The 26,882-nt window shown below is 50.4% G+C and carries 26 protein-coding genes; 6 read left to right on the forward strand and 20 right to left on the reverse strand.

Going from position 1 to position 26,882, the window contains the following annotated elements:
- Positions 1-4 precede the first annotated feature (4 nt).
- Entirely contained in the window at positions 5-811 is an 807-nt protein-coding gene (locus AC5FXQ_RS18080; RefSeq protein ID WP_493603815.1) for a metallophosphoesterase, read from the reverse strand.
- A 194-nt stretch (positions 812-1,005) separates the two neighbouring features.
- Between AC5FXQ_RS18080 and AC5FXQ_RS18085 the strand changes: the two genes are divergently transcribed.
- Positions 1,006-2,784, forward strand: coding sequence for a chloride channel protein (locus tag AC5FXQ_RS18085; RefSeq protein ID WP_493603816.1), 1,779 nt, complete (start codon positions 1,006-1,008; stop codon positions 2,782-2,784).
- 17 nt (positions 2,785-2,801) lie between these two features.
- On the opposite strand, the gene AC5FXQ_RS18090 is transcribed toward AC5FXQ_RS18085, so the two are convergent.
- Complete coding sequence (locus AC5FXQ_RS18090) at positions 2,802-3,047, reverse strand: hypothetical protein (protein ID WP_493603817.1); 246 nt, start codon at positions 3,045-3,047, stop codon at positions 2,802-2,804.
- A 136-nt stretch (positions 3,048-3,183) separates the two neighbouring features.
- On the opposite strand from AC5FXQ_RS18090, the gene AC5FXQ_RS18095 reads away from it, so the two are divergent.
- The 3 genes from AC5FXQ_RS18095 (at position 3,184) to AC5FXQ_RS18105 (ending at position 5,289) form a co-directional block, all read left to right on the forward strand.
- The gene (locus AC5FXQ_RS18095; RefSeq protein WP_493603818.1) at positions 3,184-3,738 is read left to right on the forward strand and encodes a TetR/AcrR family transcriptional regulator; all 555 of its coding nucleotides are present in this window, start codon (positions 3,184-3,186) and stop codon (positions 3,736-3,738) included.
- A gap of 25 nt (positions 3,739-3,763) precedes the next feature.
- Positions 3,764-4,627: an alpha/beta fold hydrolase gene (locus tag AC5FXQ_RS18100; protein WP_493603819.1), complete on the forward strand. Its 864-nt coding sequence runs from the start codon at positions 3,764-3,766 to the stop codon at positions 4,625-4,627.
- A 65-nt stretch (positions 4,628-4,692) separates the two neighbouring features.
- Positions 4,693-5,289, forward strand: coding sequence for a hypothetical protein (locus tag AC5FXQ_RS18105; protein ID WP_493603820.1), 597 nt, complete (start codon positions 4,693-4,695; stop codon positions 5,287-5,289).
- A 50-nt stretch (positions 5,290-5,339) separates the two neighbouring features.
- Here AC5FXQ_RS18105 and hisIE read toward each other — a convergent pair whose 3' ends face one another.
- From hisIE to hisH, 4 genes are all read right to left on the reverse strand, one after another.
- Positions 5,340-5,945 (reverse strand): bifunctional phosphoribosyl-AMP cyclohydrolase/phosphoribosyl-ATP diphosphatase HisIE, encoded by a 606-nt coding sequence (gene hisIE, locus AC5FXQ_RS18110; RefSeq protein ID WP_493603821.1) that lies wholly within the window; start codon positions 5,943-5,945, stop codon positions 5,340-5,342.
- Positions 5,946-6,108: 163 nt separating this feature from the next.
- Positions 6,109-6,873, reverse strand: a complete 765-nt coding sequence (hisF, locus tag AC5FXQ_RS18115; RefSeq protein WP_493603822.1) for an imidazole glycerol phosphate synthase subunit HisF — start codon at positions 6,871-6,873, stop codon at positions 6,109-6,111.
- A complete protein-coding gene (gene hisA, locus AC5FXQ_RS18120; RefSeq protein ID WP_493603823.1) occupies positions 6,867-7,589 on the reverse strand; it encodes a 1-(5-phosphoribosyl)-5-[(5-phosphoribosylamino)methylideneamino]imidazole-4-carboxamide isomerase in 723 nt (240 codons plus the stop codon). The genes hisF and hisA overlap by 7 nt, the downstream gene beginning before the upstream one ends.
- Complete coding sequence (gene hisH / locus AC5FXQ_RS18125) at positions 7,586-8,167, reverse strand: imidazole glycerol phosphate synthase subunit HisH (protein WP_493603824.1); 582 nt, start codon at positions 8,165-8,167, stop codon at positions 7,586-7,588. Before hisH ends, hisA begins: the two co-directional genes overlap by 4 nt.
- Positions 8,168-8,545: 378 nt before the next feature.
- Between hisH and AC5FXQ_RS18130 the strand changes: the two genes are divergently transcribed.
- Positions 8,546-10,594 carry an alpha/beta hydrolase family protein gene (locus tag AC5FXQ_RS18130; protein ID WP_493603825.1) on the forward strand — a complete coding sequence of 683 codons (2,049 nt, stop codon included), beginning with the start codon at positions 8,546-8,548 and terminating at the stop codon, positions 10,592-10,594.
- A gap of 124 nt (positions 10,595-10,718) precedes the next feature.
- Here the strand turns inward: AC5FXQ_RS18130 and AC5FXQ_RS18135 are convergent, their stop codons facing one another.
- The 9 genes from AC5FXQ_RS18135 to AC5FXQ_RS18175 all read right to left on the reverse strand — a co-directional run bounded on the left by AC5FXQ_RS18135 (position 10,719) and on the right by AC5FXQ_RS18175 (position 19,420).
- The gene (locus AC5FXQ_RS18135; protein ID WP_493603826.1) at positions 10,719-11,465 is read right to left on the reverse strand and encodes a hypothetical protein; all 747 of its coding nucleotides are present in this window, start codon (positions 11,463-11,465) and stop codon (positions 10,719-10,721) included.
- Between the two features lie 250 nt (positions 11,466-11,715).
- On the reverse strand, positions 11,716-12,726 hold the full coding sequence (locus AC5FXQ_RS18140) for a bifunctional 3-deoxy-7-phosphoheptulonate synthase/chorismate mutase (RefSeq protein ID WP_493603827.1): 1,011 nt from the start codon (positions 12,724-12,726) through the stop codon (positions 11,716-11,718).
- Positions 12,723-13,511 carry a tryptophan synthase subunit alpha gene (gene trpA, locus AC5FXQ_RS18145; protein ID WP_493603828.1) on the reverse strand — a complete coding sequence of 263 codons (789 nt, stop codon included), beginning with the start codon at positions 13,509-13,511 and terminating at the stop codon, positions 12,723-12,725. Before trpA ends, AC5FXQ_RS18140 begins: the two co-directional genes overlap by 4 nt.
- Positions 13,501-14,691, reverse strand: a complete 1,191-nt coding sequence (gene trpB, locus AC5FXQ_RS18150; RefSeq protein WP_493603829.1) for a tryptophan synthase subunit beta — start codon at positions 14,689-14,691, stop codon at positions 13,501-13,503. The genes trpA and trpB overlap by 11 nt, the downstream gene beginning before the upstream one ends.
- Positions 14,692-14,780: 89 nt before the next feature.
- A complete protein-coding gene (locus AC5FXQ_RS18155) occupies positions 14,781-15,422 on the reverse strand; it encodes a phosphoribosylanthranilate isomerase (protein WP_493603830.1) in 642 nt (213 codons plus the stop codon).
- Between the two features lie 42 nt (positions 15,423-15,464).
- Positions 15,465-16,289, reverse strand: coding sequence for an indole-3-glycerol phosphate synthase TrpC (gene trpC, locus AC5FXQ_RS18160; protein ID WP_493603831.1), 825 nt, complete (start codon positions 16,287-16,289; stop codon positions 15,465-15,467).
- 63 nt (positions 16,290-16,352) lie between these two features.
- Entirely contained in the window at positions 16,353-17,363 is a 1,011-nt protein-coding gene (trpD, locus tag AC5FXQ_RS18165) for an anthranilate phosphoribosyltransferase (RefSeq protein WP_493603832.1), read from the reverse strand.
- A gap of 82 nt (positions 17,364-17,445) precedes the next feature.
- Positions 17,446-18,009 (reverse strand): anthranilate synthase component II, encoded by a 564-nt coding sequence (locus AC5FXQ_RS18170; RefSeq protein WP_493603833.1) that lies wholly within the window; start codon positions 18,007-18,009, stop codon positions 17,446-17,448.
- A gap of 1 nt (position 18,010) precedes the next feature.
- Complete coding sequence (locus AC5FXQ_RS18175) at positions 18,011-19,420, reverse strand: anthranilate synthase component I family protein (protein WP_493603834.1); 1,410 nt, start codon at positions 19,418-19,420, stop codon at positions 18,011-18,013.
- A gap of 573 nt (positions 19,421-19,993) precedes the next feature.
- Here AC5FXQ_RS18175 and AC5FXQ_RS18180 point away from each other — a divergent pair.
- Positions 19,994-20,401, forward strand: coding sequence for a hypothetical protein (locus AC5FXQ_RS18180; RefSeq protein WP_493603835.1), 408 nt, complete (start codon positions 19,994-19,996; stop codon positions 20,399-20,401).
- Positions 20,402-20,488: 87 nt separating this feature from the next.
- On the opposite strand, the gene hisB is transcribed toward AC5FXQ_RS18180, so the two are convergent.
- From hisB to AC5FXQ_RS18205, 5 genes are all read right to left on the reverse strand, one after another.
- The gene (gene hisB / locus AC5FXQ_RS18185) at positions 20,489-21,583 is read right to left on the reverse strand and encodes a bifunctional histidinol-phosphatase/imidazoleglycerol-phosphate dehydratase HisB (protein WP_493603836.1); all 1,095 of its coding nucleotides are present in this window, start codon (positions 21,581-21,583) and stop codon (positions 20,489-20,491) included.
- A 17-nt stretch (positions 21,584-21,600) separates the two neighbouring features.
- Positions 21,601-22,647, reverse strand: a complete 1,047-nt coding sequence (gene hisC / locus AC5FXQ_RS18190; RefSeq protein WP_493603837.1) for a histidinol-phosphate transaminase — start codon at positions 22,645-22,647, stop codon at positions 21,601-21,603.
- Entirely contained in the window at positions 22,640-23,929 is a 1,290-nt protein-coding gene (hisD, locus tag AC5FXQ_RS18195; RefSeq protein WP_493603842.1) for a histidinol dehydrogenase, read from the reverse strand. Before hisD ends, hisC begins: the two co-directional genes overlap by 8 nt.
- Positions 23,929-24,780, reverse strand: coding sequence for an ATP phosphoribosyltransferase (gene hisG, locus AC5FXQ_RS18200; RefSeq protein WP_493603838.1), 852 nt, complete (start codon positions 24,778-24,780; stop codon positions 23,929-23,931). Before hisG ends, hisD begins: the two co-directional genes overlap by 1 nt.
- Before the next feature lie 364 nt (positions 24,781-25,144).
- On the reverse strand, positions 25,145-26,882 hold a 1,738-nt coding region (locus AC5FXQ_RS18205; RefSeq protein WP_493603839.1), incomplete at its 5' end, for a T9SS type A sorting domain-containing protein.

Here is a 26,882-nt window from a genome sequence, read left to right on the forward strand (position 1 = left end):
AGGCTTAGTGCGTGGGATGATGAAGAAAGGGCCGGATAGACTCGGCATAGGTATCGAAGGCATCGACGGTCGTCAGGATGTGGTCGGGATAGGTCAGCGCTGTTAGCTTTCCCCCAAAAACACAGCCCGTGTCAATGTTGATGGTATTGTTTTTCCAGCGGGGCTCGCGGACAGGCGTATGGCCGTATACCACGACAGCTACGCCAGAGTAGTCAGCGGCCCAGTCGAGCCGGACAGGCAGGCCGTGGGCATCCAGCTCTCCGGTGGTTGGGCCATAGAGGCAAAGGTCACGCACAGATTTGCTGTGCCGCCCATGCAGGCGCTCCTCCAGGCCGGCATGCGCTACCACCAGGCGGCCTTCGTCCAGTATGATGTGGTGCGGCAGGTGCCCCAAAAACTCCCTTACCCTGTCAATGAAGGCCTTGTTGTAATGCTCGAGCTGGGCCATGGTCAGTTCCAGTCCGTGACGCACCTGCACGTTGCGGCCCATCAGTTTGCGGTACAGTTTGTCGTCATGGTTGCCGCTAACGCACAGTGCCACATCCTGCTCCACCATGTCCATCACCAGGCGCAGCACTTCCGGTGAGTTAGGTCCCCGATCCACCAGGTCGCCTACAAACACGGCCATGCAGCCTTCGGGCGGTGTCACGTGATACCTGCCAGCAGCTTTGTCATCCTCTATGGTGTATCCAAGCTTTCGGAGGAGGAGCACCAATTCATCAAAACAGCCGTGCACATCTCCAATCACATGGAAATGGCCGTGCAAGTCTTTCAGTATCAGGTTTCCGCTTCTGTCAGGCTCGTGATGCATAGGCTATTTTGTAAGGATTTCCGCTAGGTCTTAACCACTATATTAACTAAAAAACGTCCCTACAGGTTAGATTTCCTATGTTATTTTTTTTCTAACGGCTTAGAGTTTATACTTTTATGCGCAAGGTTTTTTTAAGGCCGGACCTTTGATTGTATTTTTCGTAAACCCGGCTGACCTTTCGTGTATAGTCCCACATGCCACAGTTCCGCAAGTATAAAATTCCACTTCTCTGGCTTCGCCGCCATACTTCTACCCGTAACTTCATCCTGATCTCCAGTGTTCTGGTCGGCCTCACTGCCGGACTGGCCGCCGTGGTGCTCAAAACGCTGGTGCATTACATCCAGCAGCTGCTGGCGTACGGCAACCGCCTGCTCGAGGAGCCGGTCTGGCTGGTGGTGTTTCCGCTGGTGGGTATCCTGCTGGTGGTGTTCCTGGTGCGGGTCATGTTCAACGGACAGCTGGGGCGTGGCACGGCCAGCATCCTGCACAGCATATCGCAGAAGTCCAGCATGGTGGAGTCGCATAAAATGTATTCCCACGTGCTCACCAGTGGCATTACGGCTGGCTTTGGCGGATCGGCCGGTCTGGAGTCTCCTATTGTGGTGACAGGCTCTGCCATCGGGTCTAATTTCGGGCGGGAGTATCACCTGAATTACCGCGACCGTACACTGCTGCTGGCCTGTGGCGCTGCCGCAGGTATAGCGGCCGTTTTCAATGCACCTATCGCCGGTGTGCTCTTCGCCATCGAAGTGCTGCTTACCGATATCAGCATCTCCGCCTTTATACCTTTGATCATCTCGGCGGTGGTGGGAGCGCTTTGCTCACGCATCATCCTTCGGGAAGAGCTGCTTTTCTTTGCAGACCAATTGGGTGTTTTCGCCGCCTCGCATGTCCCCTTCTACATCCTGCTGGGTATCCTCACCGGACTGATGTCTGTGTACTACAGCCGGGCCGCCTGGCGCATCGAAGCACTTTTTGAGCCATTTCAGGACCAGCCCTACCGCCGGGCGCTGGTGGGCGGTGTATTGCTTGGATTGCTGATCATGTTGTTTCCTCCGCTTTTTGGGGAAGGCTACGGCGCCGTCAAACTCCTCGAAAGCGGCAAGCCCGAAGCACTGCTGCAAGACAGCTGGCTTTCTTTTTTCGGCACAAATGAATGGCTGGTGCTGGGTTTTGTCGGGATGCTGGCACTGGTAAAAGTAGCGGCTACTACCTTCACCATTGCAGGTGGCGGCAATGGGGGCAACTTCGCTCCTTCTATGTTCGTGGGGGCACACGTGGGCTTCTTTTTGAGCCGGCTCGCCAATATACTGCAGATCCATAAATTGCCGGAAGGCAGCTTTACGGTAGTAGGGATGGCCGGTATCCTGAGCGGTGTGATGCATGCTCCGCTAACCGCCGTATTCCTTATTGCCGAAATATCGGGCGGCTATACCTTGATGATCCCGCTGATGATCGTATCGGCCACTGCTTTTGCGATGGTTAAGTACTTTGAACCCTTCTCGCTCGACACCAAGAAGCTGGCTCAGAAAGGGGAACTGCTCACCGCTAACAAAGACCGCACGGTACTGCGCATCATGCAGATCCGCCACCTGGTCGAGACTGATTTTCACCCTGTCAGGTATAGCGCCACATTGCGAGAACTGGTGGACGTGATCGCCCACAGCCGCCGCAATCTGTACCCTGTCGTGGACGAACAGCAGAAACTAAGAGGGATTATCCTACTCGAAGATGTGCGCGAGATCATGTTTAAGCAGGATAAGTATGACAAAGTGCTGGTAACCGAACTCATGTCAGCCCCGCCTGCCGTGGTACACCACAACGACACCATGGCAGACGTGATGAAAAAATTTGACGAGACAGGCGCCTGGAATCTCCCCGTACTTCAGGGTGACGCATACCTGGGCTTCGTATCCAAGTCAAGCATCTTTACAAAGTACCGCAAGCTCCTCATCAAAACGACGGGAAGCTGAGGGAGCAACTCCAAATCTCACCTATTGGGGTCGCTTAGATCCGTGCCGATACCTTCGATACCGGCAGCTGTTCTAAACCCGCTGACCAGGCAGTCTTTCCAGAAGTTGAAAACAAGGCGGTCTTGAGCGCGAATTACCTCAATATCTCCGGGCCGGAGCTCTTCGCTATCCTTCGGATTATCAGGGGTGACCACAATTTTGTTGGCAACTTTAGAAAGTATCTTCTTACCGATTAACTGGTGGGTGTCTTCATTTTTGGTCAATACATTGTGCAGGTAAACGCCAGTTATACGCTTCTGAAAGAGTTTGCGTTAATAGATGAAGTAGCGACTAAAATAACAACTTTATATTTGAACGGACGTTCAATCATAATATATTTGAGCAAACGTTCACCCTCCCATGACCCGGTTCCAGGAAAAAAGAGAACACAGTATTAACAGGTTAGTTGAGGTAGCCTTGAAGCTCTTTGCATCGCAAGGCTATGAAGCCACCTCAATCCGCAACATTGCCAGTGAGGCAGGTATGTCACTCGGATTGCTTTACAATTACTTTAAAAGCAAAGACGAGCTGCTGGCAGAAATCTTCCGCCGCGGCGTCGAAGACATCCATGCTTCATTTGAGCCCGCTTCTGAGCAGGCTGGCTCAGGTATAGCGCAACATATTCTGCAGACTGTGAAACTGCTGAAAGAAAAGAAAGACTTCTGGAAACTGCTGCACGGCATCCGGATGCAATCAGAGGTCGTCAGGCAGTTGCTGTACGAGATGCAGGAGGAGACTGCTTACATCGAAGAGCGCATCCGACAGAATCTGATGGAGGCGGGTATCCCCTTCCCTGAACTCGAAGCCAAACTCCTCTTCGCTTCCATCGATGGTATGGCCAGCCACTTTTTGTTTTACGACAATTACCCTATCGATGACGTGGCCTCCCTCCTGATCATGAAGTATAAGAAATGAATGTTGATCGTTAAAAAAACACAGGATGAAATCCCCCAAATGGCTTGACCGCATTTTATACCCCTTTGCTCACCACACGCTGGCGCTGCAAGCCGGACAGATGCACTATGTAGATGAAGGGCAGGGTGAACCGATCGTTTTTGTGCATGGCACCCCTACCTGGTCTTTTGTATGGCGTCAGCAAATAAAAGCACTCAGCCGGACACACCGCTGTATTGCCCCTGACCATTTGGGCTTTGGTCTCTCAGACAAACCTGGCCCTGAAGCCTTTGCGTATACCCCAGCAGCGCACGCGCAGAACCTGGAGCAATTGATTGAGCACCTGCAACTCCGGGACATTACCTTGGTAGTACATGATTTTGGTGGCCCCATCGGACTGAGCTATGCTTTGAGGCATCCACAGAATGTGAAGCGCCTTATCATACTGAACACCTGGATGTGGTCGCTGGAGGATGAAGCACAAATAATGAAGATCAGTGGTTTCCTCAATGGCAGCATAGGGCGGTTCCTATACCTGAGCCTTGGCTTTTCGCCCCGCCTGCTCCTGCCTAAAGGCTACCACCAGAAACGCCATCTTAGTAAGGACGTGCACCAGCACTATTTAAAGCCCCTGGGTAACAGCCGCAACCGTATGGGCACCTGGCACTTTGCTATTGCACTCAAAGAATCCGGGTCGTGGTTTGCCAGCCTTTGGGAGCAGCGCGAAAAGCTTCGTGCTATACCTAAACTGATTCTGTGGGGAGAAAAAGACAAACTACTCCCGCTGAACCTGCTTGAACAGTGGCAAAATACCTTCCCGGAAGCGAATGTTAAGCGTTTAGAGGCTGGTCATTTTGTGCAGGAGGAAAAGGGAGGCGAGGTCGCTGACGCCATCAAAGATTTTATATAAAGAATTTTTAATATTTATTGCTGCTAAAGTAATCTTTTTCATACCTTTATAGTCAAATTAAAACTATGAAAAAGATCATACTTTCTGCATGGCTTTTAGTCATTACATTTCTCTCTTTATCGTGCGATAAAGAGAAGGATGAAAGCACCTCCATCATGCCAAAGGTGGAGGCCACGATGGAAAGATCTTTTAATTACCTGGAATCTGCAGAAGAGGAAAAGGCTGTCTATAGCCTTAGTCTGAAAGAGATGCAATTCTTATCAGACGAGGAAAAGCTGCAGATAAATTTTGCGCCGTCACAACCTGCCACCATCGACGCACTGGTATTCAATATCAAGCAGGCGGATCTGCTGCATGACTACATCGGCGTTTATCCAATCCGGTCACTCTCAAATAACAAGAAAGGGCGTGCCGACCTGACCTACTACCACTACTACAACAAGACCAGCAAGAGTGCCTTGTTTAGCAGCGGAAACCGCATGGAGGGGCAGATTGAGATCAAGGCCTACAATGCCACAACCGGACTTGCAAGCGGCAGCTTTGAAGTAACGATAACGAATGTAACCGACCCTACCTCCTATGGTAGCAATCAGGAAAAGCCCCGCAAGTGCAACATTACCCTGAAGGGTAAATTCAATAACCTGAAGCTCGTTAACGTTTAAGCAAGGGCCAATAAGATATTTTGAAGACCAGTCGCCACCGCGACTGATCTTTATTTTTTATGACGTTCCTCCAGCACAGCCACTACATCGGCTAGCTCCAGCCCCGTGGCTGCCAAAAGCACCAGCAGGTGATACAGCAGATCAGCCGCCTCCCCTTTCATGGTATCCAGCTTGCCCGCCACCGCGTCAATCACGGTTTCCACAGCCTCTTCTCCCACTTTCTGGGCGATCTTGTTCACGCCTTTGTCAAACAGGAAGTTCGTATAGGACGCTTCCGTCGGGTTTACCTTGCGTTGCTGAATCACTTCCTCGAGTCTGGCGATGAACTGGATCGCCGCTAACCGCTTAACTGTCGTGTCCTCTCCGAAGCAACTGGTGTCGCCGGTATGGCAAGTGGGGCCGTTAGGTTTTACTTTGATCAGGAGCGAGTCATTGTCGCAGTCCTCAGCCATGCTGACTACCTGCAAGGTATGTCCTGAAGTTTCGCCCTTGGTCCAGAGGCGGTTTTTAGAGCGGGAGAAAAAAGTCACCAGCCCTTCCTTTTGCGTCTTGTCCAGCGCCTCCTGGTTCATATACCCCAGCATCAGCACCTGACTCGTTTCTGCGTCTTGTATCACAGCAGGCACCAGCCCACCCATTTTATCGAAATCTAGCACAGTTATATTATTTACAATGTTTTGGGTTGGTTGAATTGTTGATTGCACGATTAACCCTCCTTTATCGAGGGCCCCTACACCCAGAGGGGAATTCCGAGCACGGTTCGGATAGGTCTCGTCCTGTCCCTACAAGGTTTATTTTACAATTCACTCAATCACTCATTTACATAGCGCTCCTCACCGCTATACCTTCCGCCTTGAGAAACCGCTTCAGATCCGGAATATCCAGTTCGCGGAAGTGAAAGAGGCTGGCGGCAAGGGCGGCGTCAGCATGGGCTACCTGGAAAGCATCGGCGAAATGCTGCATGGTACCTGCGCCTCCTGAGGCGATCACCGGCACGGAAACAGCCTCTGAAATTGCCTGGGTAACATCCAGCGCAAAACCTGCTTTGGTACCGTCGTTGTTCATGCTGGTCAACAGGATCTCGCCCGCTCCCAGTTCCACTACTTTTTTTGCCCAGTCAACGGTGGCATGTTCTGTCTCCACGGTGCCGGCGCGGGCGTATACCTTCCAGCCAGTAGCTTCGGTATACTTGGTGTCAATGGCCACGGTCACACACTGACTGCCGAAACGACGCGCCAGATCTTCCACCAGCTGCGGATTACGGATTGCGGCCGAATTGATGGATACTTTATCGGCACCTGCCATCAGGAGTACTTCCACATCAGCCACGGCACTGATGCCTCCACCCACTGTGAAGGGTATATCGATGTGGCGGGCAATGTCGCGCACGAGTTCGGCAAAGGTCTTTCGCTCTTCGTTCGTGGCGGTGATATCCAGAAACACGAGTTCGTCAGCACCCTGCCCGGCATACCATTTGGCCAGCTCCACCGGGTCTCCGGCATCACGGATGTTCTCAAAACGGACCCCTTTTACGGTGCGTCCGTTCTTGATGTCCAGACAAGGTATAATGCGTTTAGTTAACATAAAAATCGCGCTAAGTCCTTTAATGTAATTGTCCCTTCATAGATCGCCTTTCCGATGATGGCGCCCTTTACACCGATCTCCTGTAGTTCCTCCAGGTCCTGTACTGTCGTGACGCCGCCACTGGCAATTACTTGCGCATCGGGCAAGGTGAGTTTCAGGTGACGGTAAGTGTTGATAGAAGGTCCCTGCAGTTTACCGTCTTTACTAACATCGGTGCAGATAAAAAGTTTGGCTCCCGTTTTCAGATAACCCGACATAAAATCCTGCAGCGGGTATTTGCTCTCTTCGGTCCAGGCGCTGATAGCGATGTTGGTACCTTTAAAATCAGCCCCGATGATGATCTTTTCAGCGCCATATTGCAAGAGCCAGTTCTTCACCTTCTCCGGCTCACGCACCGCAATGCTGCCTGCCGTAATCTGAGCCGCACCCGCATCAAAAGCTTGTTTTACCGCTTCGTCTGACTGCAAACCACCGCCAAAGTCAATGGTGAGGCTGGTGTTGGCGGCAATGTTTTCGAGTATGTTGAGGTTCACCGGCTTACGGGCGCGGGCGCCGTCGAGGTCCACCAGGTGCAGGCGCTTGACGCCGTTCGCTTCAAAGCGTTTGGCCACTTCCAGCGGATTGCTGTCGTAGGTGGTCTGCTGGGCAAAGTCGCCCTCGGTGAGGCGCACGCATTGGCCGCCAATCAGGTCAATGGCAGGGACAATTTCCATCATAAGGCAAGGAAGTTTTTGATGATCTGAGAACCGGCAGTACCACTTTTTTCGGGGTGAAACTGCGCAGCGTAGAAGTTTTTGTATTGCAAAGCGGCCGAGAACGGCTCCGGATATGAAGTCTGTGCGATGGTAAACTCGCTCAGCGGCACATAATAACTATGCACATAATAAGCGTACTCCCCTTCGGCTATACCTCCAAACAAAGGCGACTGCAGCTTCTCCAGCTGATTCCAGCCCATGTGCGGCACTTTCAGGTCGGTTTCAAAGCGTTTCACCGGCAAAGGAATGATACCCAGCAAGTCTGTATCACCTTCATCGGAGTGCTCGCAGAGCAACTGCATGCCCAGGCAAACGCCAAAGAAAGGTTGTTCCAGTGTCGGGAGCAACTTATCCAGATTGCGGGCCCGCAGCTGCGCCATCGCTGACGAAGCCTCTCCCACTCCCGGAAAGATCACCTTATCCGCCGCCTTGATCGTTTCAAAATCGCAGCTCAGCGTAGCCTGCACCCCCAGTCGCTCCAGCGCAAAGAGTACCGACTGCACATTACCAGCTTTGTAATCAACTATAACGAGGTTCATTTATATAATGAGTGATGAATAGTGACGAATGAATAATGATAGAGACTAATGATTAATAAAAATCCTGTCAATCCTTTAATCCTACAAATCCTTGGGGCAGGGCCCCTATACAAAGATTCAGACAAACAAAAAAAGCCTGACTCTGTTCGGAGTCAGGCTTTTGGAAAGTATATTTTAGCTTAAACTAAATCAAATCCATAGGCAGACGGCTCCGAAACTTTTGCTTCGTGCATGATGATGGTGCAGATGTGCCATTGTGCCTTTCATTGCTGCAAATATAGGTTGCGGCTGGCGTAATACCATGCCTATACCTGATTCTTTTTCACAAGGTATACGATTGTCGTTTCAAGATGTCGGGTTTTCGGTTATTTTTGGAGCATGAAAAAGATAATGATACTTGCTGGTGTGTTTGCCGTGACAATGGCGCAGGCACAACAGCGCATGACCCCGGAACTGCTCTGGAAGCTGGGCCGGGTTTCTGCAGAAACCATAACCCCCGACGGCAAATCTGTGATCTATGGCGTGAGCTACCCGAACGTGGAGGAAAACAACAGCGAGCGCAATCTCTACGCTATACCTGTTTCTGGCGGCCAGCCAACCCAGCTGACTTCTAGCAAAGGTGGCGAGAGTGTGGTGCATATCGATAAGGCTACAGGCAACATCGTATACCTGCACAAAGGCCAGCTTTGGCAGCTGGCCGGTGGCAAAGGCGAGCCCAAGCAACTGACCAACGTGGAGGGCGGCCTGAGCAATGTACGCTTCTCACCGGACGGCAGGCACCTGTTGTTCTCCCGCGAAGTGGAAGTGAAGAAGATGCATAGCTCCGACATCTACCCGGAGTTGAAGAAGGCAAACGCTTATGTGTACGACGATCTGAACTACCGCCACTGGGATACATGGGAAGACGGTAAGTTTCAGCACATCTTCTTCGCCAGCTACAACAATGGGCAGCTGGGCACACCGGTTGACCTGATGAAAGGCGAGCCATTCGATGCCCCGCAAAAACCTTTCGGCGGCAAAGAAGACGTGATCTGGAGCCCGGACAGCAAGGCGATCCTTTATGTGAGCAAGAAGAAGTTCGGCAAGGACTACGCCGTGAGCACCAACACCGACATTTACCGCTACGACATCGCCAGTGGAAAGACTACTAACCTCACCGAGGGCAACATGGGCTACGACACCCATCCCACCTATAGCGCCGACGGCTCTAAACTGGCCTGGCTGGCTATGGACGAAGACGGCAACGAAGCCGACCAGAACGAGCTGATCGTAATGGATACCAAATCGGGCAAGAAGCACAACCTGACGCAAGACTGGGACGAGACAATCAACGGGTTCGAGTGGAGCAACGATGGTAGCAAAATTTGGTTTGTAGCCCCTACCAAAGGCACGATTCAGGTATACGAAATCGCGCTTCCGAAAAGCCTCGACAAGGTTACGGCCAAAGGTATACGCCAGGTAACCAAAGGGCAGTTCGATGTGAACGGCATCGTGGGTCAGGCGGGCAATAATCTGATCGTAACGCGCAACGACATGAACCATGCGCCGGAGCTATACCGTTTGGACACCAAGTCGGGGCAGCTGACGCAGCTCACAAAAGTGAACCACGAGGTATACAGCAAACTGGCGAAGAGCAAAGTGGAGCCGCGCACAACCAAAGCCAGCGACGGCAAAGACCTGTTTTCGTGGGTGGTATACCCACCGGACTTCGACCCGAACAAGAAATATCCAACACTACTGTACTGCCAGGGCGGTCCGCAGTCAGCCCTGACACAGTTTTACTCTTATCGCTGGAACTTGCAGCTGATCGCAGCACAGGGCTACATTGTAGTGGCACCAAACCGTCGCGGTATGCCGGGCCATGGTGAGGAGTGGAACCGCCAGATCAGTGGCGACTGGGGTGGTCAGCCCATCCGCGATTACTTGTCTGCCATCGATGATGTTGCGAAGGAGTCTTATGTAGACAAAGAGCGACTGGGTGCGATTGGCGCGAGCTACGGTGGTTACTCTGTGTTTATGCTGGCGGGTGTGCACGAAGGCCGATTCAAAACCTTCATAGCGCACGATGGTCTTTTTGACATGCGCAGCTGGTATGGCACCACCGAAGAAATGTTCTTCGCCAACAACGAACTGAAAGGTCCTTACTGGGATACGAAGTCGCCACAGAGCTACAAGGAATACAACCCGATCGAGCTTGCCAACAAGTGGGACACGCCGATCCTGATCGTACAGGGAGGACAGGATTTCCGCGTAGGTATAGAGCAAGGGCTGCAGGCTTTCCAACTGGCCCAGCTTAAAGGCATCAAGAGCCGCTTGCTATACCTGCCTGACGAAAACCACTGGGTACTGCAGCCGCAGAACGCTATGGTTTGGCAGCGTGAGTTCTTCAAGTGGTTAGATGAAACGCTAGATTCGAAAGTAAACTAAATCAGAAAGCCCGGTACTGAATGGTACCGGGCTTTTTTTGCTTCAAGGCATAACTGCCCAGATTTAAAATTTTAAAAGAATATATCGATTCCCTGGTTGGAAATTCTCTTCTATCAGGGCTAAATTAGTTCAGGTTCAGGCCAAAGGCCAATCCCAACCACGGCTTGCGCTGGTATACCCAGTCGTGGCGGTACTTATCGAGGAGATGATCGAAGCCCAGCGCCAGACCAAAGGTAAAGTTGTTGATGCCGACTATACCAGCCACTCCATTTAAAAGCACCACCCCTTCATATTCATAGCCTACCTGACCACCCGTTACGGCTTCGTTCACAGTCGTAGCGCCTATACCTGAAAACAAGCCGAAGCTATACCCGAAGTGGTTCAAAAAACGACGGTGATTGCCTACTGGTGTAGCTTTGTAGTTGATCCGGAAAACATCCCGACGGGCTCCAATAAACAGCGCTCCCTGAAAAGTCGTGTTAAGTTGGTTTGGTATACCTGCCGTGCCCGGTCGGTATTTAAAAGGAATGGTCAGCACATCCAGATCGAAGGAAGGCTTGGAGAAAGTATAGCTGTGAGCCGGTGCCGTATCCAGCTCCTCAGGTATAGCAAGTGTAATTTTGGTCGTTGTGTCGAGCTGGACCGACTGCCCTCTTTTATAATCTTGCGCCGGGTAGAGCATCAAGGTTTCATCATCCATGTCTACGTATACCCTAGCCGCCGCCTCCTTCGTAATCTTCGCTTTATAAATACCTTCTGAAAACTGGTATTTAGGAGACTCCTGCAGGGAAGTGCAACTGGTGAAAAACAATGTAGCCGAGAGTACCAGAAGAAAAAGTTTATTGACTATCAGTGCGTATAATTTCTGCATAGGCGGTTGTTGTATGATTTAGTACGCAAAAGGCGTGGTTGGTTATAGCTTAAGTGCAAAAGCCTAATGCTCTCGCATTAGGCCTTCTGAATTAATTTAGAGTAATGTCCGCAAATAGGTATACACTTTTGTAAATACCTACTCGAGGACGAGAGCTTTCACAGGAACCCTGAAAAAACGTGGGGCAGGAGCCCTGTCTAATCCTGCAAACTCTTGGGAAGGGGCCCTTAAAGATTCAGACTACTATACCTTAAAACTTCTCCCTTAGCTCAAATGCCTGTCGCATTCTTTTGATCAAGCGCTCCGATTCCTGGAAATTCACCGTCTGTTGTCCATCAGAAAAAGCTTCTTCCGGCTTCTGGTGCGTTTCATAGATCACGCCGTCGGCTCCGGCCATTACAGCTGCCAGTGACATCGGCTCCACGTGGTCGCGCAGCCCGATGCCGTGCGATGGATCAACGATCACAGGCAGGTGGGTCTTGGCTTTGAGCACCGGCACGGCGTTCAGGTCCAGTACGTTGCGGTAGGCGTTTTCATAAGAACGTATGCCGCGTTCGCAAAGCATTATTTTTTCGTTGCCGTTCGAGAAGATGTACTCTGCCGCTTGCAGCAACTCTTCCAAAGTACCGGATATACCACGTTTCAGCAACACAGGTTTCTGCGCCTCACCCAGTGAGTCAAGCAGGTTAAAGTTCTGACTGTTGCGGGCACCCACCTGAAAAACGTCCACATAATCGATCATGTCTTCTATCTGCGAAACTTGCATGACTTCTGTGATGATTTTGATACCACTTTCGCTGCAAAGCTGGTGGAACATGCGCAGGCCTTCCAGCCCCATCCCTCTAAAAGCATAAGGGGAGCTGCGTGGCTTGAACACACCACCCCGCATGATCTTCACGTTATTGGCCTTCAGGTGCTCCACCACCAGCTCGATCTGCCGCTCACTCTCAATAGAGCACGGACCGGCCATGATGCTGAAGTTGCCCTCTCCGATCACCACGCCATCGCCTAAATCAATCAGCGTCGGATTCACGCGCCACTTGCGGGAGATCAGCTTGTACTCATCCGATACACGATGAATGTCTGCCACGCCCGGCAACTGCCCCAGCGTGCGGATGTCGAAATCCTTTTTGCCGATACCGACAATATAGTGTCCGTCCTGCGTTTTTACTTCATTGGCTTTGAAGCCTACCTTTTTTACTTCCTGTAGTATAGTCCCCTTCAGTTGGTCAGGTATACCTTGTTGCAATTGTATGATCATGCTGTTTCGTTCTGTCTGATGCTTTGAATAAATGTGCTGATGTTCTCTTCGAGTTTCCCCTCTTTGGCCAATGCCTTAATGAAAGCGCTGCCGATGATCGCGCCGCTGGCGTGATTACAGGCTTGCGTGAAGGTCTCGCTGTTATGTATGCCGAAGCCAATGATACCCGGATTGCGCAAGCCCATTCCGTTCACACGCTCAAAATAAGCAGTGTTCACTACCGACTGCCCCGTAGTGCTGCCCGTTACCGAAGCTGAAGACACCATATAAATAAAACCATTGGAGTGCGTGTCGATCTCTCGGATGCGCTGCTCCGGCGTTTGCGGCGTGATTAAGAAAATGTTGCTGAGCTTATACTTTTCGAACACCACCTTAAACTCCCGCAGATAATCTGACAAAGGCAGGTCAGGTAAGATCAGGCCATCTATACCTAGTTCGCTGGCTTTTTGCAGAAAGCGCTCCACCCCATATTGCATCACAGGGTTCAGGTAGCCCATCAGCACCAACGGAATCTGGGTATGCTGTCGGATATTCTGCAATTGCTCAAACAGCTTGGGTATAGTCATACCGTTGCGAATCGCGACTTCGGAGCTTTGCTGGATGGTCGGGCCATCTGCCAGCGGGTCTGAGAAGGGCATACCGATCTCAATCAGGTCCACCCCATTTTTCTCAAGCTCCAGTATGATTGGTACGGTGTGCTCCAGGTTTGGAAAGCCTGCTGTGAAATAAACTGAAAGCAAGCCCTGCGGCCTCTGGGCAAACAGTTGTTGAATTCTATTTTCCATCGAAGTTGAATCTGTCTAAGTAAGTTGCCAAATCTTTGTCACCGCGTCCTGAGAGGTTAACCACCACCACCTCTTCCGGCTTCGCGCCCAGTCTGCTGATTGCAGCAAGGGCATGGGCTGTCTCCAATGCAGGTATAATGCCTTCAAGTCGGGTCAGTTCCAGCACTGCCTGCAAAGCCTCTTCGTCGGTGATACTCTCGAAAATAGCTCTGCCCGACTGGTGCAGGTGCGCGTGCAGCGGTCCCACACCAGGGTAGTCCAAGCCGGCGGAAATAGAGTAAGGCTCGGTCACCTGTCCGTCTTCGGTCTGCATCAGCAAGGTGCGACTGCCGTGGATGATACCTTCTTTGCCCAGCACCGAGGTAGCGGCTGATTCACCGGAGTCTATACCTAAACCAGCTGCTTCGACAGCAACCAGTTTCACTTCCGGCGTGTCCAGGTAATGGTAAAAAGCACCCGCCGCGTTACTGCCACCGCCCACACAGGCCACCACATAATCCGGGTTCTCGCTACCGGTTTTATCCAGCAACTGCGCTTTCATCTCCTCCGATATCACCGCCTGAAAACGGGCTACCATGTCCGGGTACGGGTGCGGACCCACCACAGAGCCGATGATGTAATAGGTGTCTTCCGGATTGTTGATCCAGTCGCGGATGGCTTCGTTGGTGGCATCTTTAAGCGTACGACTGCCGCTGGTGGCAGGCACCACGGTAGCACCCAACATCTTCATACGGGCCACATTAGGTGCCTGTCGCTCAATGTCTACTTCACCCATATACACGATGCACTCGAGGTTCATCAGCGCGCACACCGTAGCGGTAGCCACCCCATGCTGACCGGCACCCGTCTCCGCGATGATACGGGTCTTACCCAATCGCCTGGCCAGCAAAATCTGCCCGATGGTGTTGTTGATCTTGTGCGCCCCGGTATGGTTCAGGTCTTCCCGTTTGAGGTAGATGTTCGTGTTATACTTTTCGGATAGGCGCTTGGCAAAGTATAGCGGCGTCGGGCGACCTACATAGTCCCGTAGCAAAGCCTGCAACTCCTCCTGAAAATCCGGCTCTGCCATGATGGCCAGATAGTTCTGTCGCAGTTCCTCCACATTGGGGTATAGCATTTCGGGAACATAGGCTCCGCCGAACTTGCCGTAAAATCCATTTTCGTCTACTGAATATTTCATGTGATATTTTTAATATGTCTTTTCGACCAGCGGGAGAAATCTGATAGCTTTGAATCCAGGTCTCTCCTGTCGTCGGGATGACAGTTAATTTAGTCTCTTTCCTTGATCAATGTGACTAGCTTCTCCAGCTTCTCCACATCCTTCAGTCCCGGCTCCAGTTCAAAACCACTGTTCACGTCAATCGCAAAGGGTTTAGGACGAAGTTTTTCAAACTCCTTGCTCTGAAGGTTTTCCAGATTCAGGCCGCCGCTCAGGAAATATGGTAGAGGTGAGAAGTAGTTTTTCAGCATCTCCCAATCGAATACAGTGCCGTTGCCACCGTAGTTGTTGCCGCGTGTGTCGAAGAGGAAATGTTCGCAGTAGCGCTCGTAGAGTAAAGTGTTCTCAAATGAAAAGCGATCGTCAACCGAAAAAGCTTTGACTAAGCGTATACCCGCCTCCTGCAATTCCCGGCACTGTCCCGGTGTTTCGCGCCCATGCAACTGCACCAGATCCAAGCTATATTTCTTAACAGTAGCTTGAATAACAGCTGTGGCTTCATTCACAAAAACACCCACTTTCTGTATAACTTCCGGCAGCTCCATTAAAAGCTCTGGTGTGATGGAGCCTTCGCAATAGCGCTTGGATTCTTCATAAAAAATAAAGCCCATGTAGTCGGGCTCGAGCTCCGCCACCTGCCGGATGTTTTCCGGATCGCGCATGCCACATACTTTTATTTTCAGGTCTTTCATATCGCTGCTTGATTAAATGAACCCTCCTAGCTTGGTACGTTATTAGACCTGTGTCTGTACCGGTGACAAGTCCTGTTGCAGCTGGCGCAATTCACGGATGAACTCTGCGGCGGCACGCTCCGGACGACCATCTGTCATAAAAGTCTCCCCGATTAAAAAGCCATTATAACCAGCAGCCTGTAGCTCCACAAGTGTTTCCGGTGATTTCAAACCGCTTTCTGATACCTTGGTCATACCTGCCGGGATGAACTGTGCCAATTCCAAAGACAAGGCAACATCCGTCTGGAATGTCTGAAGGTTACGGTTGTTTACGCCCACGATGGTCACGTCCTCACTAAGCGAAACTTCCAGTTCTTGCTGACTATGCACCTCCAGTAAGACTTCCAGGCCGAAGGAGCGGGCGAAGGCGGCCAGTTGCTTCAATCGTTGCGGCTCCAGCGCGGCAGCGATCAACAAGATGGCATCGGCACCGATCGACTTGGCTTCCACAATCTGGTACTCGTCCACGGTAAAATCTTTGCGCAGGATTGGACAGTAATTATACTTGCGGGCAATCATCAGGTCTTCGTTTTTGCCTCCGAAATAACTCGTATCTGTCAGAATCGAAAGCGCTGAAGCACCCGCCTGCATGTAGCCAATCGAAGTGCGCTCCACCGACACGTAAGGATTAATGTCACCTTTGGAGGGAGACTTACGCTTGATCTCGGCAATGATGCCGCTTTTGTCCGGCCGCAGCAGGTAGCGCTCCAGCGAAAGGCACGGTGTCTCAAAGTATAGGCTTTTCTCCAGCAGCTTCACCGGGTATAGCGCCTTGCGTTCTTCTACTTCTTTGTATTTATGGGCGATGATCTCGTCGAGTATATTCATTGTTTGATGTGCTAAAATGGTTATTGGATTAAGGTGATGATTAAATTGAGGTGCATAATATGGTTAGGCTGTCACCAATTTGTTATCATTTATCAGCTTGTTAAATAAGGTATAAGCCCTGCCTGATTGTAGTGTTTCTTTAGCTAAAGTAACGGCATCAGGTATAGTAGTTTCAGGGCGCGCGCAGTGGATGGCCATTCCAGCGTTGGCGGCGACTACATCGGTTTGTGCGGCTGTTCCTTCACCTCTGAGCACCTTCATAAAGATCTCGGCCGACTCGGCTATACCTTCTCCTCCCTTGATCTGGCTATGCTCCAGACGGCCAAGCCCTAAATCGCCAACGTCGAGTAATTGCTCTTTGCTGTCCGCAATCACTTTGAATGGACTGGTCAGGGAAATCTCGTCGTAGCCATCCAAGGTATGGAGAATGCTATATCGGATATCGGGTTGCTGTTGGTAGAGGTAGCCGTACATGCGGGCCAGTTCCAGACTGAAAACGCCCACCAACTGCTTCTTCGGAAATGCCGGGTTCACCATCGGGCCGAGCATATTGAAGAAGGTTTTCACCCCTAGGTCTTTACGGATCGGTCCGACACTCTTCATAGCCGGATGGAAAAGCGGGGCATGCAGAAAGCAAATGTTGTACTCGGCGATGCTGCGCTCGAGCTTGTCTTTGTCGGTAGTGAACTGAATACCCAAAGCCTCCAGCACATTAGACGAACCGCAGGAGGAAGACACGCCATAGTTACCGTGCTTGGCCACTGCAATACCATTGGCCGCTACTACAAAAGAAGATAGCGTAGAAATGTTAAAGGTATCCTTTCCGTCACCGCCAGTGCCGCAAAGGTCTATCGGGTCGTAAGCGTCCAGTTCTACGCGGTGACAAAGCTCCAGCAAGGCATTCCGAAAACCTTCTAATTCCTCGACGGTGATGCTGCGCATCATGTAGACCGTCAGGAAGCTGGAGATCTGGCTTTGGTTATACCTGCCTGCGGTTATATTCACCAACACTTCCCGCGCCTGCTCCCGGCTCAGCGTTTTATGTTCAAATAAGTGGTTCAGTATTTCTTTCATGGTTTTCTCTTGATAAATGATCTTTTGACAAAAGGCAAAGGACTTTATATTCTTTTTTGTCCTTTGTCACATAGTCCTTTGTCTAGCTTTTAAGCCAGTTAGCAATCATCTCCCGACCATGCTCCGTCAGCACGGACTCGGGGTGGAACTGCACGCCGCGCACATCGTGTTCCCGGTGGCGCAGTGCCATGATGTTGCCGGTGCCATCCACTGCTGTTGGCACCAGACAGTCCGGTAAATTTTGTTCCACCAGCCAGGAGTGGTAGCGGCCGGTGTTGAATTGCTTGGGGAGATTATGGAAGAGGGATTCCTCGTCGCAAACTACTTCGATCGGCGTTGCAATGCCATGCCATACCTTATTGCTGTTAAATAACTTACCACCGTATACCTCACCTATTGCCTGATGTCCGAGGCACACTCCAAAGAGGCTTTTTGTAGATCCGAATTCGCGAATCATTTCCTTCAGCATACCGGCCTCGTCAGGTATACCGGGGCCCGGTGAGAGCATGATCTTTTCGAATTGCGCCACCTCCTCTAAGCTTGTCTTGTCATTGCGGCGCACGGTTACCTCAACTCGCAGCTCCTGCAGCAGGTGCACGAGGTTATAGGTGAATGAATCGTAATTGTCAATTACCAGAACTTTCATGTTAGTTGATCTCCTGTGCTAAGGTGAGGGCTTTGCGCAAAGCCATTAATTTGTTGTCTACTTCCTGCAACTCGCTGTTATCGTCGGAGGCGGCCACTATGCCGGCTCCCGCCTGGTAGAAGAGTTTGTAATCTTTGCTCAGGAAAGAGCGGATCATGATGGCGCTGTTGAAATTGCCCTTGAAATCCATGAAGCCGATGCATCCTCCGTAAAAAGAGCGGTTAGTGGTTTCGTACCGGTCGATCAGTTGCATGGCTTTGTACTTGGGAGCCCCTGAGAGTGTACCCGCCGGGAACGTACTGGCTACCATCTGCAGTGAATCCTCCTGATCATGAAGTCGCCCTGACACTTTAGACACCAGGTGAATAACGTGCGAGTAAAACTGTATCTCCCGGAAAGTCTCGACCTCCACACTGTGGCCGTTACGGCTCAGGTCGTTTCGTGCCAGGTCCACCAGCATCACGTGTTCGGCGTTCTCTTTCGGATCAGCCAGTAGTTTTTCAGCCAAAGCGGCATCTGCGGCGTCATCACCGGTTCTGCGGAAGGTTCCTGCAATCGGGAAAATGCTGGCTTTGCCGTCTTTGATCACCAGCTGTGCCTCCGGTGAAGAACCGAAGATCTTGAAGCTGCCATAATCAAAGTAAAAAAGGTAGGGCGAAGGGTTAACAGAGCGGAGCGCACGGTACACGTTAAAATCATCTCCCTGGAAAGCCTGCTCAAAGCGGCGGGAAAGCACCAACTGGAAAACATCGCCCCGGAAACAATGCTCCTTCGCCCGCTTAATGTTCTGCAAAAATGCCCCCCGGCCAATATTGCAAGCCTCCTCGCCTATCGACTTAAAGGTATAGCTAGGTATGTTGCGGCTGTTGAGCAGGGCTTCGAGTTGCGCTATACCTTCATGGTCTGCTGTGCCATAGCTATGCGAGAAAATATAAGCTTCGTTGGTGAAGTGATTAATTGCAATGATATAGCGGTACACGGCATAATACAAGTCCGGTATCTGCTGGCGATCAGGGCGCAGGTTCAGCTCGAGGTCTTCGTAATAGCGCACGGCATCGTAGTTCATGTAGCCAAACAAACCATTGCTGATAAAGTTGAAGCTATTTTGCTCCGGCTCAAATGTGCTGGCAAAAGACGACAGTCTTGCAGGTACATGAACTTCTTTGCTGATGGGTGTTTCTGAGGTGCTCCCATCCGGATACACTTCGGTAAGAACTTCATGCTCTGCCTTGATACTGGCCATCGGGCTGCAGCAAATGTAGGAGAAGCTGTTTTCAGCGCCATGATAATCCGAGCTCTCCAGCAGGATGCTGTTCGGGAAACGATCGCGCAGCTTCAGGTATACACTTACTGGTGTGAGCGTGTCGGCCAACAGGCGCTTATGTGTGGTCGTAATCTTGTAATTTTTCATCGATGCGGGGCGTGTTAAAAACAAAAAAAGCCTGCTGTTCAGGTGAACAGCAGGCTTTTATACCTTTGGCTATAGATTGTATTAGCTTCTTATATACAACATAGCGGGTCTGTTCACGATACCTTGCGTAACGTGCCACCACCATGCAGTATGAAGAAGATTTTGGATCATGTTCTCTTAGAAAGGGGTCAAAACAGCTCAACCCTCTCCTGCAAAGGTAAAGGCTAAAGTGAGGATTGCAAATTCTTTTGAAATAAATTTTAAATAAATGACCTGGAATTCATGCTTCCGTTTTCATAACAAAAGCTGTGTGTTGCCAGTATAAAATCAAAGTAGCAGGCTTTGGGAGAAGGGTTTCCATTTTTGGGAAATTGAGTAGAAACAAGCGGTATCTTCTCTTTCAATTACCCTTTGTTTACCAAGCATTTAGAACTACTTACAAGACTAGCAGTGGTTAGGTCTGATTTTTGAGAAGTCTTTATTCCGCCAGCATTTGTTTACCTGGTCTCACTGGTTTGCGACATAATCAGTGTAAACAAAATTGGTAAAGCTGAATGTACTTGAGATAGCTGTATGAAACTGGTTAGAAACGAAATTTTACATAGGCAAAGCAATATTCTGATAGAGTTCAATCACGCGGAGGGTTGGCTTTATGTGAATTGGCGTGGTTACCAGAACTATGACACAGTGGTGGAGGGCTGTGAGAAAATTCTCGAGTTTCTGCTGGAAACGAACTGTACCAAGGTGTTGAATGACAATACAAACGTGGAAGGGATCTGGTCAGGAGCATCCAAGTGGGTAGGCCAGGATTGGCTTCCAAGGATGCAGGCTGCCGGGCTGGAGTGCTTTGCCTGGGTGTACTCTCCCAGCGCCTTTAGCAGATTATCGGCTGACAAATCCTTACAGTACACGCAAGACCTGAGTTTTATAAAGACATTTGATGACATAGAGGCAGCCAGCGACTGGTTGCGCGCCTGCTGAACAACAACCAACCGCTTAATCAACCAGATAAAAAGGCTGACTGTTTTATTACAGTCAGCCCTTTTTGTCTCTGCCAAATACTATTCCTTATAGCGTTCCCTTTGTACTAGGTATAGAGTTATCCTGCGGATTGCGCTTTACAGCCATCTGAATTGCTTTGGCAAATGCCTTGAAGATCGCCTCGATCTTGTGGTGTTCGTTCTGCCCCTCCGCTTTTATATTGAGGTTGCATTTAGAAGTGTCGCTGAACGATTTGAAGAAGTGAAAGAACATCTCGGTCGGCATGTCCCCTACTTTTTCCCGCTTGAATTCAGCTTCCCAAACCGTCCATGGTCTGCCGCTGAAGTCAATGGCCACCTGCGCCAGCACATCATCCATTGGAAGCAGGAAGCCATAGCGGCTAATGCCCTTTTTATCGCCCAGAGCTGCCAAGAAAGCTTCTCCCAAAGCTAGTCCCGTATCCTCAATCGTATGGTGCTCGTCGATGTGCAGGTCGCCTTTTACCTGTATGTTCAGGTCCAATTTACCGTGCTTGGCCAGCTGCTCCAGCATATGGTCAAAAAAGCCGAGTCCGGTATGGATGTTCATCTGTCCTGTTCCATCCAGGTTGAGGTCAATGGCAATGTCCGTCTCGTTTGTTTGACGTCTGATTGTAGCGCGTCGGGCGGGTAGTTTCAGGAAGGTATAGATCTCGTCCCAGTCATCCGTACTTAAGGCTACTCCTTCTACCTTTTGCTCCCCGATAAAGATAGCCTTGGCACCCAGGTTTTTAGCCAGCTGCACGTCCGTTAGTCTGTCGCCTATCACATAAGAGTTCTCCAGGTCATACTCTCCGGACAGGTATTTTTTCATCATCCCTATACCTGGCTTGCGGGTTTCAAGCCCTTCATGCTCAAAGCTGCGATCAATCAGGATATCGGCAAATGCTATACCTTCCCCTTTCAGAATGTCGAGCATTTTATTCTGATAAGGCCAAAAGGTATCCTCTGGATAAGAGTCTGTACCGAGCCCATCCTGGTTGGTAACCATCACCAATTCGTAGTCCAGTTCTGTGTAGATCTTGTAAAGGTTGCGAATCACTTTGGGCAGGAACTCAAATTTCTCGAAGGAGTCCACCTGGAAATCCGTTTTCGGCTCAACGAGAATGGTGCCGTCACGGTCTATAAACAATGCTTTTTTCATTTCTATTTATGTATCGCCTATTTAAAATTAGCTATGGCCTGAAACAGTTGTTGGTTTTCATCTACAGTACCGACGGATATACGCAGGCAGCCTTCGCACCCGGGCAGACTGGAGCGGTTGCGCACCACGATGCCCTGCTCCAGCAGATAGTTGTACAGTCGGTTGGCATCCTTTACCTTCACCAGCAGGAAGTTGGCATCTGATGGGTATACCTTCTCAACGGCATCCAGCGACGGGAGTGCCTGCACCAGCATTTCCCTTTCCTGCACGATTTCCTCAATCATGTAAGCCAGTTGTTCGGTCTGCTCCAATGCCTTGAGTGCCAGCTCCTGGGTCGCTTCATTTATATTATAGGGCGGTTTGATCTTATCGAGCAGTGCAATGATCTCCTCCGACGCAAATGCCATACCTAGCCGCAATCCTGCCATCCCCCATGCTTTGGAGAAAGTCTGTAGGATAACCAGGTTCGGGTAATCGGCTAAACGGGTAGACCAACTGGGCGCATCGGCAAAGTCGATATAGGCTTCGTCGACCACTACTAGCCCATCAAAATTATCCAGAAGCGTTTCGATGCTTTCCGGCTCGATCAGGTTACCGGTCGGGTTATTGGGCGAGCAGACAAAGATCAACTTAGTCGTATCTATTACCTGGCGCAGCACTTCCAATACCGGGATCTGAAAATCAGGCGTCAATTGCACAGCATCCAACTGCACCTCGTTCAGATTAGCCGAAACCTCATACATACCATAAGTTGGCGGCAGGTGCAGCATGCTATCCTGTCCCGGTCGGCATACCATGCGGAAAAGCAAGTCGATTGCCTCGTCAGAGCCGTTGCCCAGGAAAATCTGCTTAGGTGACAAGCCTTTAATATCCGCTATCTTCTCTTTCAGCTTTTTCTGATGCGGGTCGGGGTAACGGTTATACCCTTCCCCTGCCAGACTGCCCAGGTTGTTCTCGTTTGCGTCGATAAAGACACTGGCTGCCCCTTTAAACTCATCGCGGGCCGATGAATAGGCTTTCATTTTGAGTACGTTCGGACGTACAATATTTTCCAGGTTAAACATTTTGCACCTCCTTCAATCTGATACTAACCGCATTTCTGTGCGCTTCGAGTCCCTCAGCGGCGGCCATTACTTCAATGGTTTTTCCGATATTTTGCAATCCTGCCGGCGTGATGTGCTGGAAAGTGATCTTCTTGACAAAGCTATCGAGCGACACCCCACTATAGGCGCGGGCATAGCCATTGGTAGGCAGGGTATGGTTTGTGCCAGAGGCGTAGTCACCTGCCGACTCTGGACTGTAATTGCCCAGGAATACCGAACCTGCATTCATGATATCATCCAGCACCTCTTCAAAATTGCTTATAGACAGAATCAGGTGTTCGGGAGCGTATATGTTTGAGAAGTGCAGCATTTCCCCAATACTGCCTAGCAGTATGCCCAGGCTGTTTTCCAGGGCTTTGGCAGCAAATGCTTTGCGTGGCAAGTTGTTCAACTGTGCCTGTAGCTCCTGCTCTACCCTGCTCAGCAACTCAGCCGAAGTTGTCAGCAACACTACCTGCGAATCAGCTCCGTGCTCCGCCTGCGAAAGCAGATCAGCCGCCACAAAAGCCGGATTGGCAGTTTCATCTGCCATCACCAGCACCTCCGACGGTCCGGCAGGTAAATCGATGGCCACGCCAGTCTTGCTAAGCATCTGCTTCGCTACTGTTACATACTGGTTACCCGGACCGAAAATCTTGTTCACGGCAGGTATAGACGCTGTGCCGAATGCCATTGCTGCAATAGCCTGCGCACCACCCACCTTGACAATCTTATCTATACCTAGCAGTGAAGCCGTGTAGCGTATAGCCGGGTGGATAGAGCCATCTTTGGCCGGAGGCGTGCACAGGATCACTTCCCGACAGCCGGCAAGTTTCGCGGGTACACCCAGCATGAGTAAAGTTGAAAATAAGGGTGCCGTACCTCCAGGTATGTACAAGCCAACCCGGTCGATTGGCACACTTCTACGCCAGCAAGTCACGCCAGGCATGGTTTCCACCTGCTTCGGCTGCTCGGCCTGCTGCGCATGAAAAAGCTGGATGTTGCTATAGGCCTGCAGAATGGCATCTTTCAGTTCAGCTGCCAATTCGGTTTCTGCTCTCGCTATCTCCTCCTGAGAAGCAAAGAGGCTATCCAGTTTTACACCGTCATACTTCTGTGTCAGCTCCAGCAAAGCGGCATCGCCTTGCTCCTGTACCAGCCCGAAAGTCTGGGCTATACCTGCTTCCAGGTCTTCGTAATTCTGAGTGGGACGCTTCACCAATTCCTGCCAGTCGGCCTGGGCGGGGTATTCTATTCTGCGCATCATACGATCATCTTTTCAATAGGTACTACCAATATACCTTGTGCTCCGGCAGCCTTCAGTTTCTCAATGATCTCCCAGAAATCATCCTCGTTCACCACAGAGTGCAATGAGCTCCAACCCTCTTCGGCCAGCGGCAGAATAGAAGGTGATTTAGCGCCCGGTAACAACTGACTGATCTCGGCAATTTTGTCGTTTGGAGCATTCAGCAAAATATACTTGGCTTTCTGAGCACGTTGCACGGCGTGGATGCGGAACAGCAGCTTGTTCAGGATCTCCTGCTTCTCAGCATTTAGCCCACCATTTGCAATCAGAACCGCCTGCGACTTGAACACGCGCTCCACTTCACGCAGACCGTTACTGATCAGGGTACTACCTGAACTCACGATGTCGCAAATCGCATCTGCCAGCCCGATGCTGGGAGCAATTTCTACAGAACCACTGATGGTATGGATGTGGGCCTGCACCCCTTTTTCGTCGAGGTATGCCTGCAGCAGTTTAGGATAGGATGTAGCAATGTTCTTACCCTGCAGGTCGCTGATGTCTTCGTACTGGTCACCCTTCGGCACAGCCAGCGACAAGCGGCACTTTGAGAAACCAAGCTGCTCCACTGCCAGATGCTGCATGCCTTCCTCTACCAACACGTTCTCTCCCACGATGCCAATGTCGGCTACCCCATCAGCTACATAGCCCGGGATATCATCGTCGCGCAGGTATAGGATCTCGAGCGGGAAATTAGTGGATTCAGTTTTGAGTTTTAGAGAGCTGGTGATGAAAGAGATACCGCACTCACGGATCAGTTTAAGCGAGTCTTCACTCAGCCTACCGGATTTCTGGATTGCTAAACGTAGCATATATGTTGAATGGATTAAATAGGTACAAATAAGAATAACCTTGCTGTTGGCAAAGTAGAATAAGGGTACGATGACCCTAAGGGGGCTATATGGTGCTATGATTCCTCTTACGAGGAATGATGGAAATGATGATGATGCGCAGCAGAACCACAGGCAACAGGCGCTGCCGTAGGAATGAAAGGAATGATATGTAGCGTGGTTTTGCTCATCTGCTGCTGCAAAGGTACAGTTGAATTTGGTTTATACAAATAAGTGTCAAATATGTTTTGCCTATCGCATAATTTGGCCCTTAAATAAAAAGGCACCCGTCAGTAACTGACAGGTGCCTTTTTATTTAAGGGCCATAGACCCTGCAAGCGTCAGCTTACTTCTTGAGGATCATCTTAATGGTCTGTGCTTTAGAGCCAGTGATCAGACGGGCAAAGTACACACCTTCTGCCAGGTTGCGGGCATCCAGTTCATACTCGTATACCTGTCCGGCATCTGCCTTACCAGTCGCCACTTTCTTGATCAGCGAGCCTCTCACATCGTATACTTCCAGCGCAAACTGCTCTTCTGTGTCGAAAGCGAAGCGAATCGTTGTGCGGTCAGAGAAAGCATTCGGATAGTTGTCAAAGCGTGCTACAGACAAGCCTTCCAGTTGATCAGCCGTTTCGAGTTTTTTGCCGTTGCTGTTACCGCTAAGAGACTTGTTCTCGTGGATTACGATGGATCCGCCGCCGAGGGCTGTTGCAGCACTTCCTGGTTCTGCGCTCTCGTCAGAAGTGTATTCATTGTCATACACAACTGTACCAGATTGTTTTTCCCAGATCTTAATTCTGAATTGGTCAACACTTGCATTTCCTTTGATTTCACCATCTACAGCAATAACTCTGAATGCATAGCCTCCATTACCATTGATTGTACCTTCACCAGTGTACGTTGCTTTGTGTTTGGCGATTACAAGTGACATGGCAGTATGCGAAGAGCTCTTGAAATCCAAATTACCTGCATTGAGGTGGAATGTCGTATTACCGTCCACCTCGTTCACTTCGTTCTTGCCTTTCTTGTACTTAGCGTTGAAACCGAAGTTGGCTTTGCCTGCTGTGTGCATGTACTGAATTCCTTGCTGTACAGGTGAGTTGATCCAGCCTCCTCCAGTAACAAAACCTCCATCTGGGTCATACACTGGCATGTATGCTACAGTAGATTTAGAGCAGTCATTACCCGCTACTAGCTGTACGGCATAAACATTCACAGGTAACTTACCAATGTTGAAGATCGCAATACCATTTGTGTTACTAGTTGATACGGCTTTTGCTTCACCATCAATCAGCAGTTTCACGGCTACACCACTAAGGATCGTGCTTCCGTCCTTCACAGTTACCGAAATGATCACGTCTTCGTTGATGCTACGTGGGTTATTTGTGCTATTGTCCTCCAACGAAACTGCATCAACAGTCAAAGCACCGTTCTTATACACCACATCATAATTGCTCAATTTAGGATCAGAGCTGCTTGGTAAAACAACGGTTCCTGAGAAGCTGTAGCTGGTAGCAATAACTTCTCCATTTACTGCACCCTCAACTGCACACTTATAAGTCATCGGGTCAATCGTACCACAGTACTTATTCATGCTTGGAGCAGTGATAGTTAAAGGAGCTTTTCTGATCAAAATTTGAGCAATTCCGCTAGTAGAGTTGTAGTTGCCCGTCACATCGGTGAAGGTCCAGTTGGCAGTGCCGCCAGGTGCGTTGGTGAAGCTCGCGCCAAGGTCAAGTCCCACCAGTACTTCACCGTTTACGCCTTTAGCTGAACCTGAAGCGCCGTGCTCTGCTCCATTGTATGTAACAGCAATACCTTGTACAAGGACAGTTGCGTCGGCTTTGCCGATCGAGAATGTCTTGCTGTCAGAAGAGGCATAGTGGTTAGCATCGCCTGCGTAGCTGTAGCTGGCCGTGGCAGTACCGGCATTCACGTTGTTGCTGTAAGCAGCTGGCGGTGCAAACTCCAGACCGTCAGTTCCTGTTACCCTTACTGTAGCTGGCGTGATAGCCGATCCAGTGTAGGTGAAAGGAGCACCTGTGATAGTAACAACAGTCTTAGTAGTCGCCTTGTCGATG

The sequence above is a fragment of the Pontibacter sp. LHS1 genome (assembly GCF_058932855.1).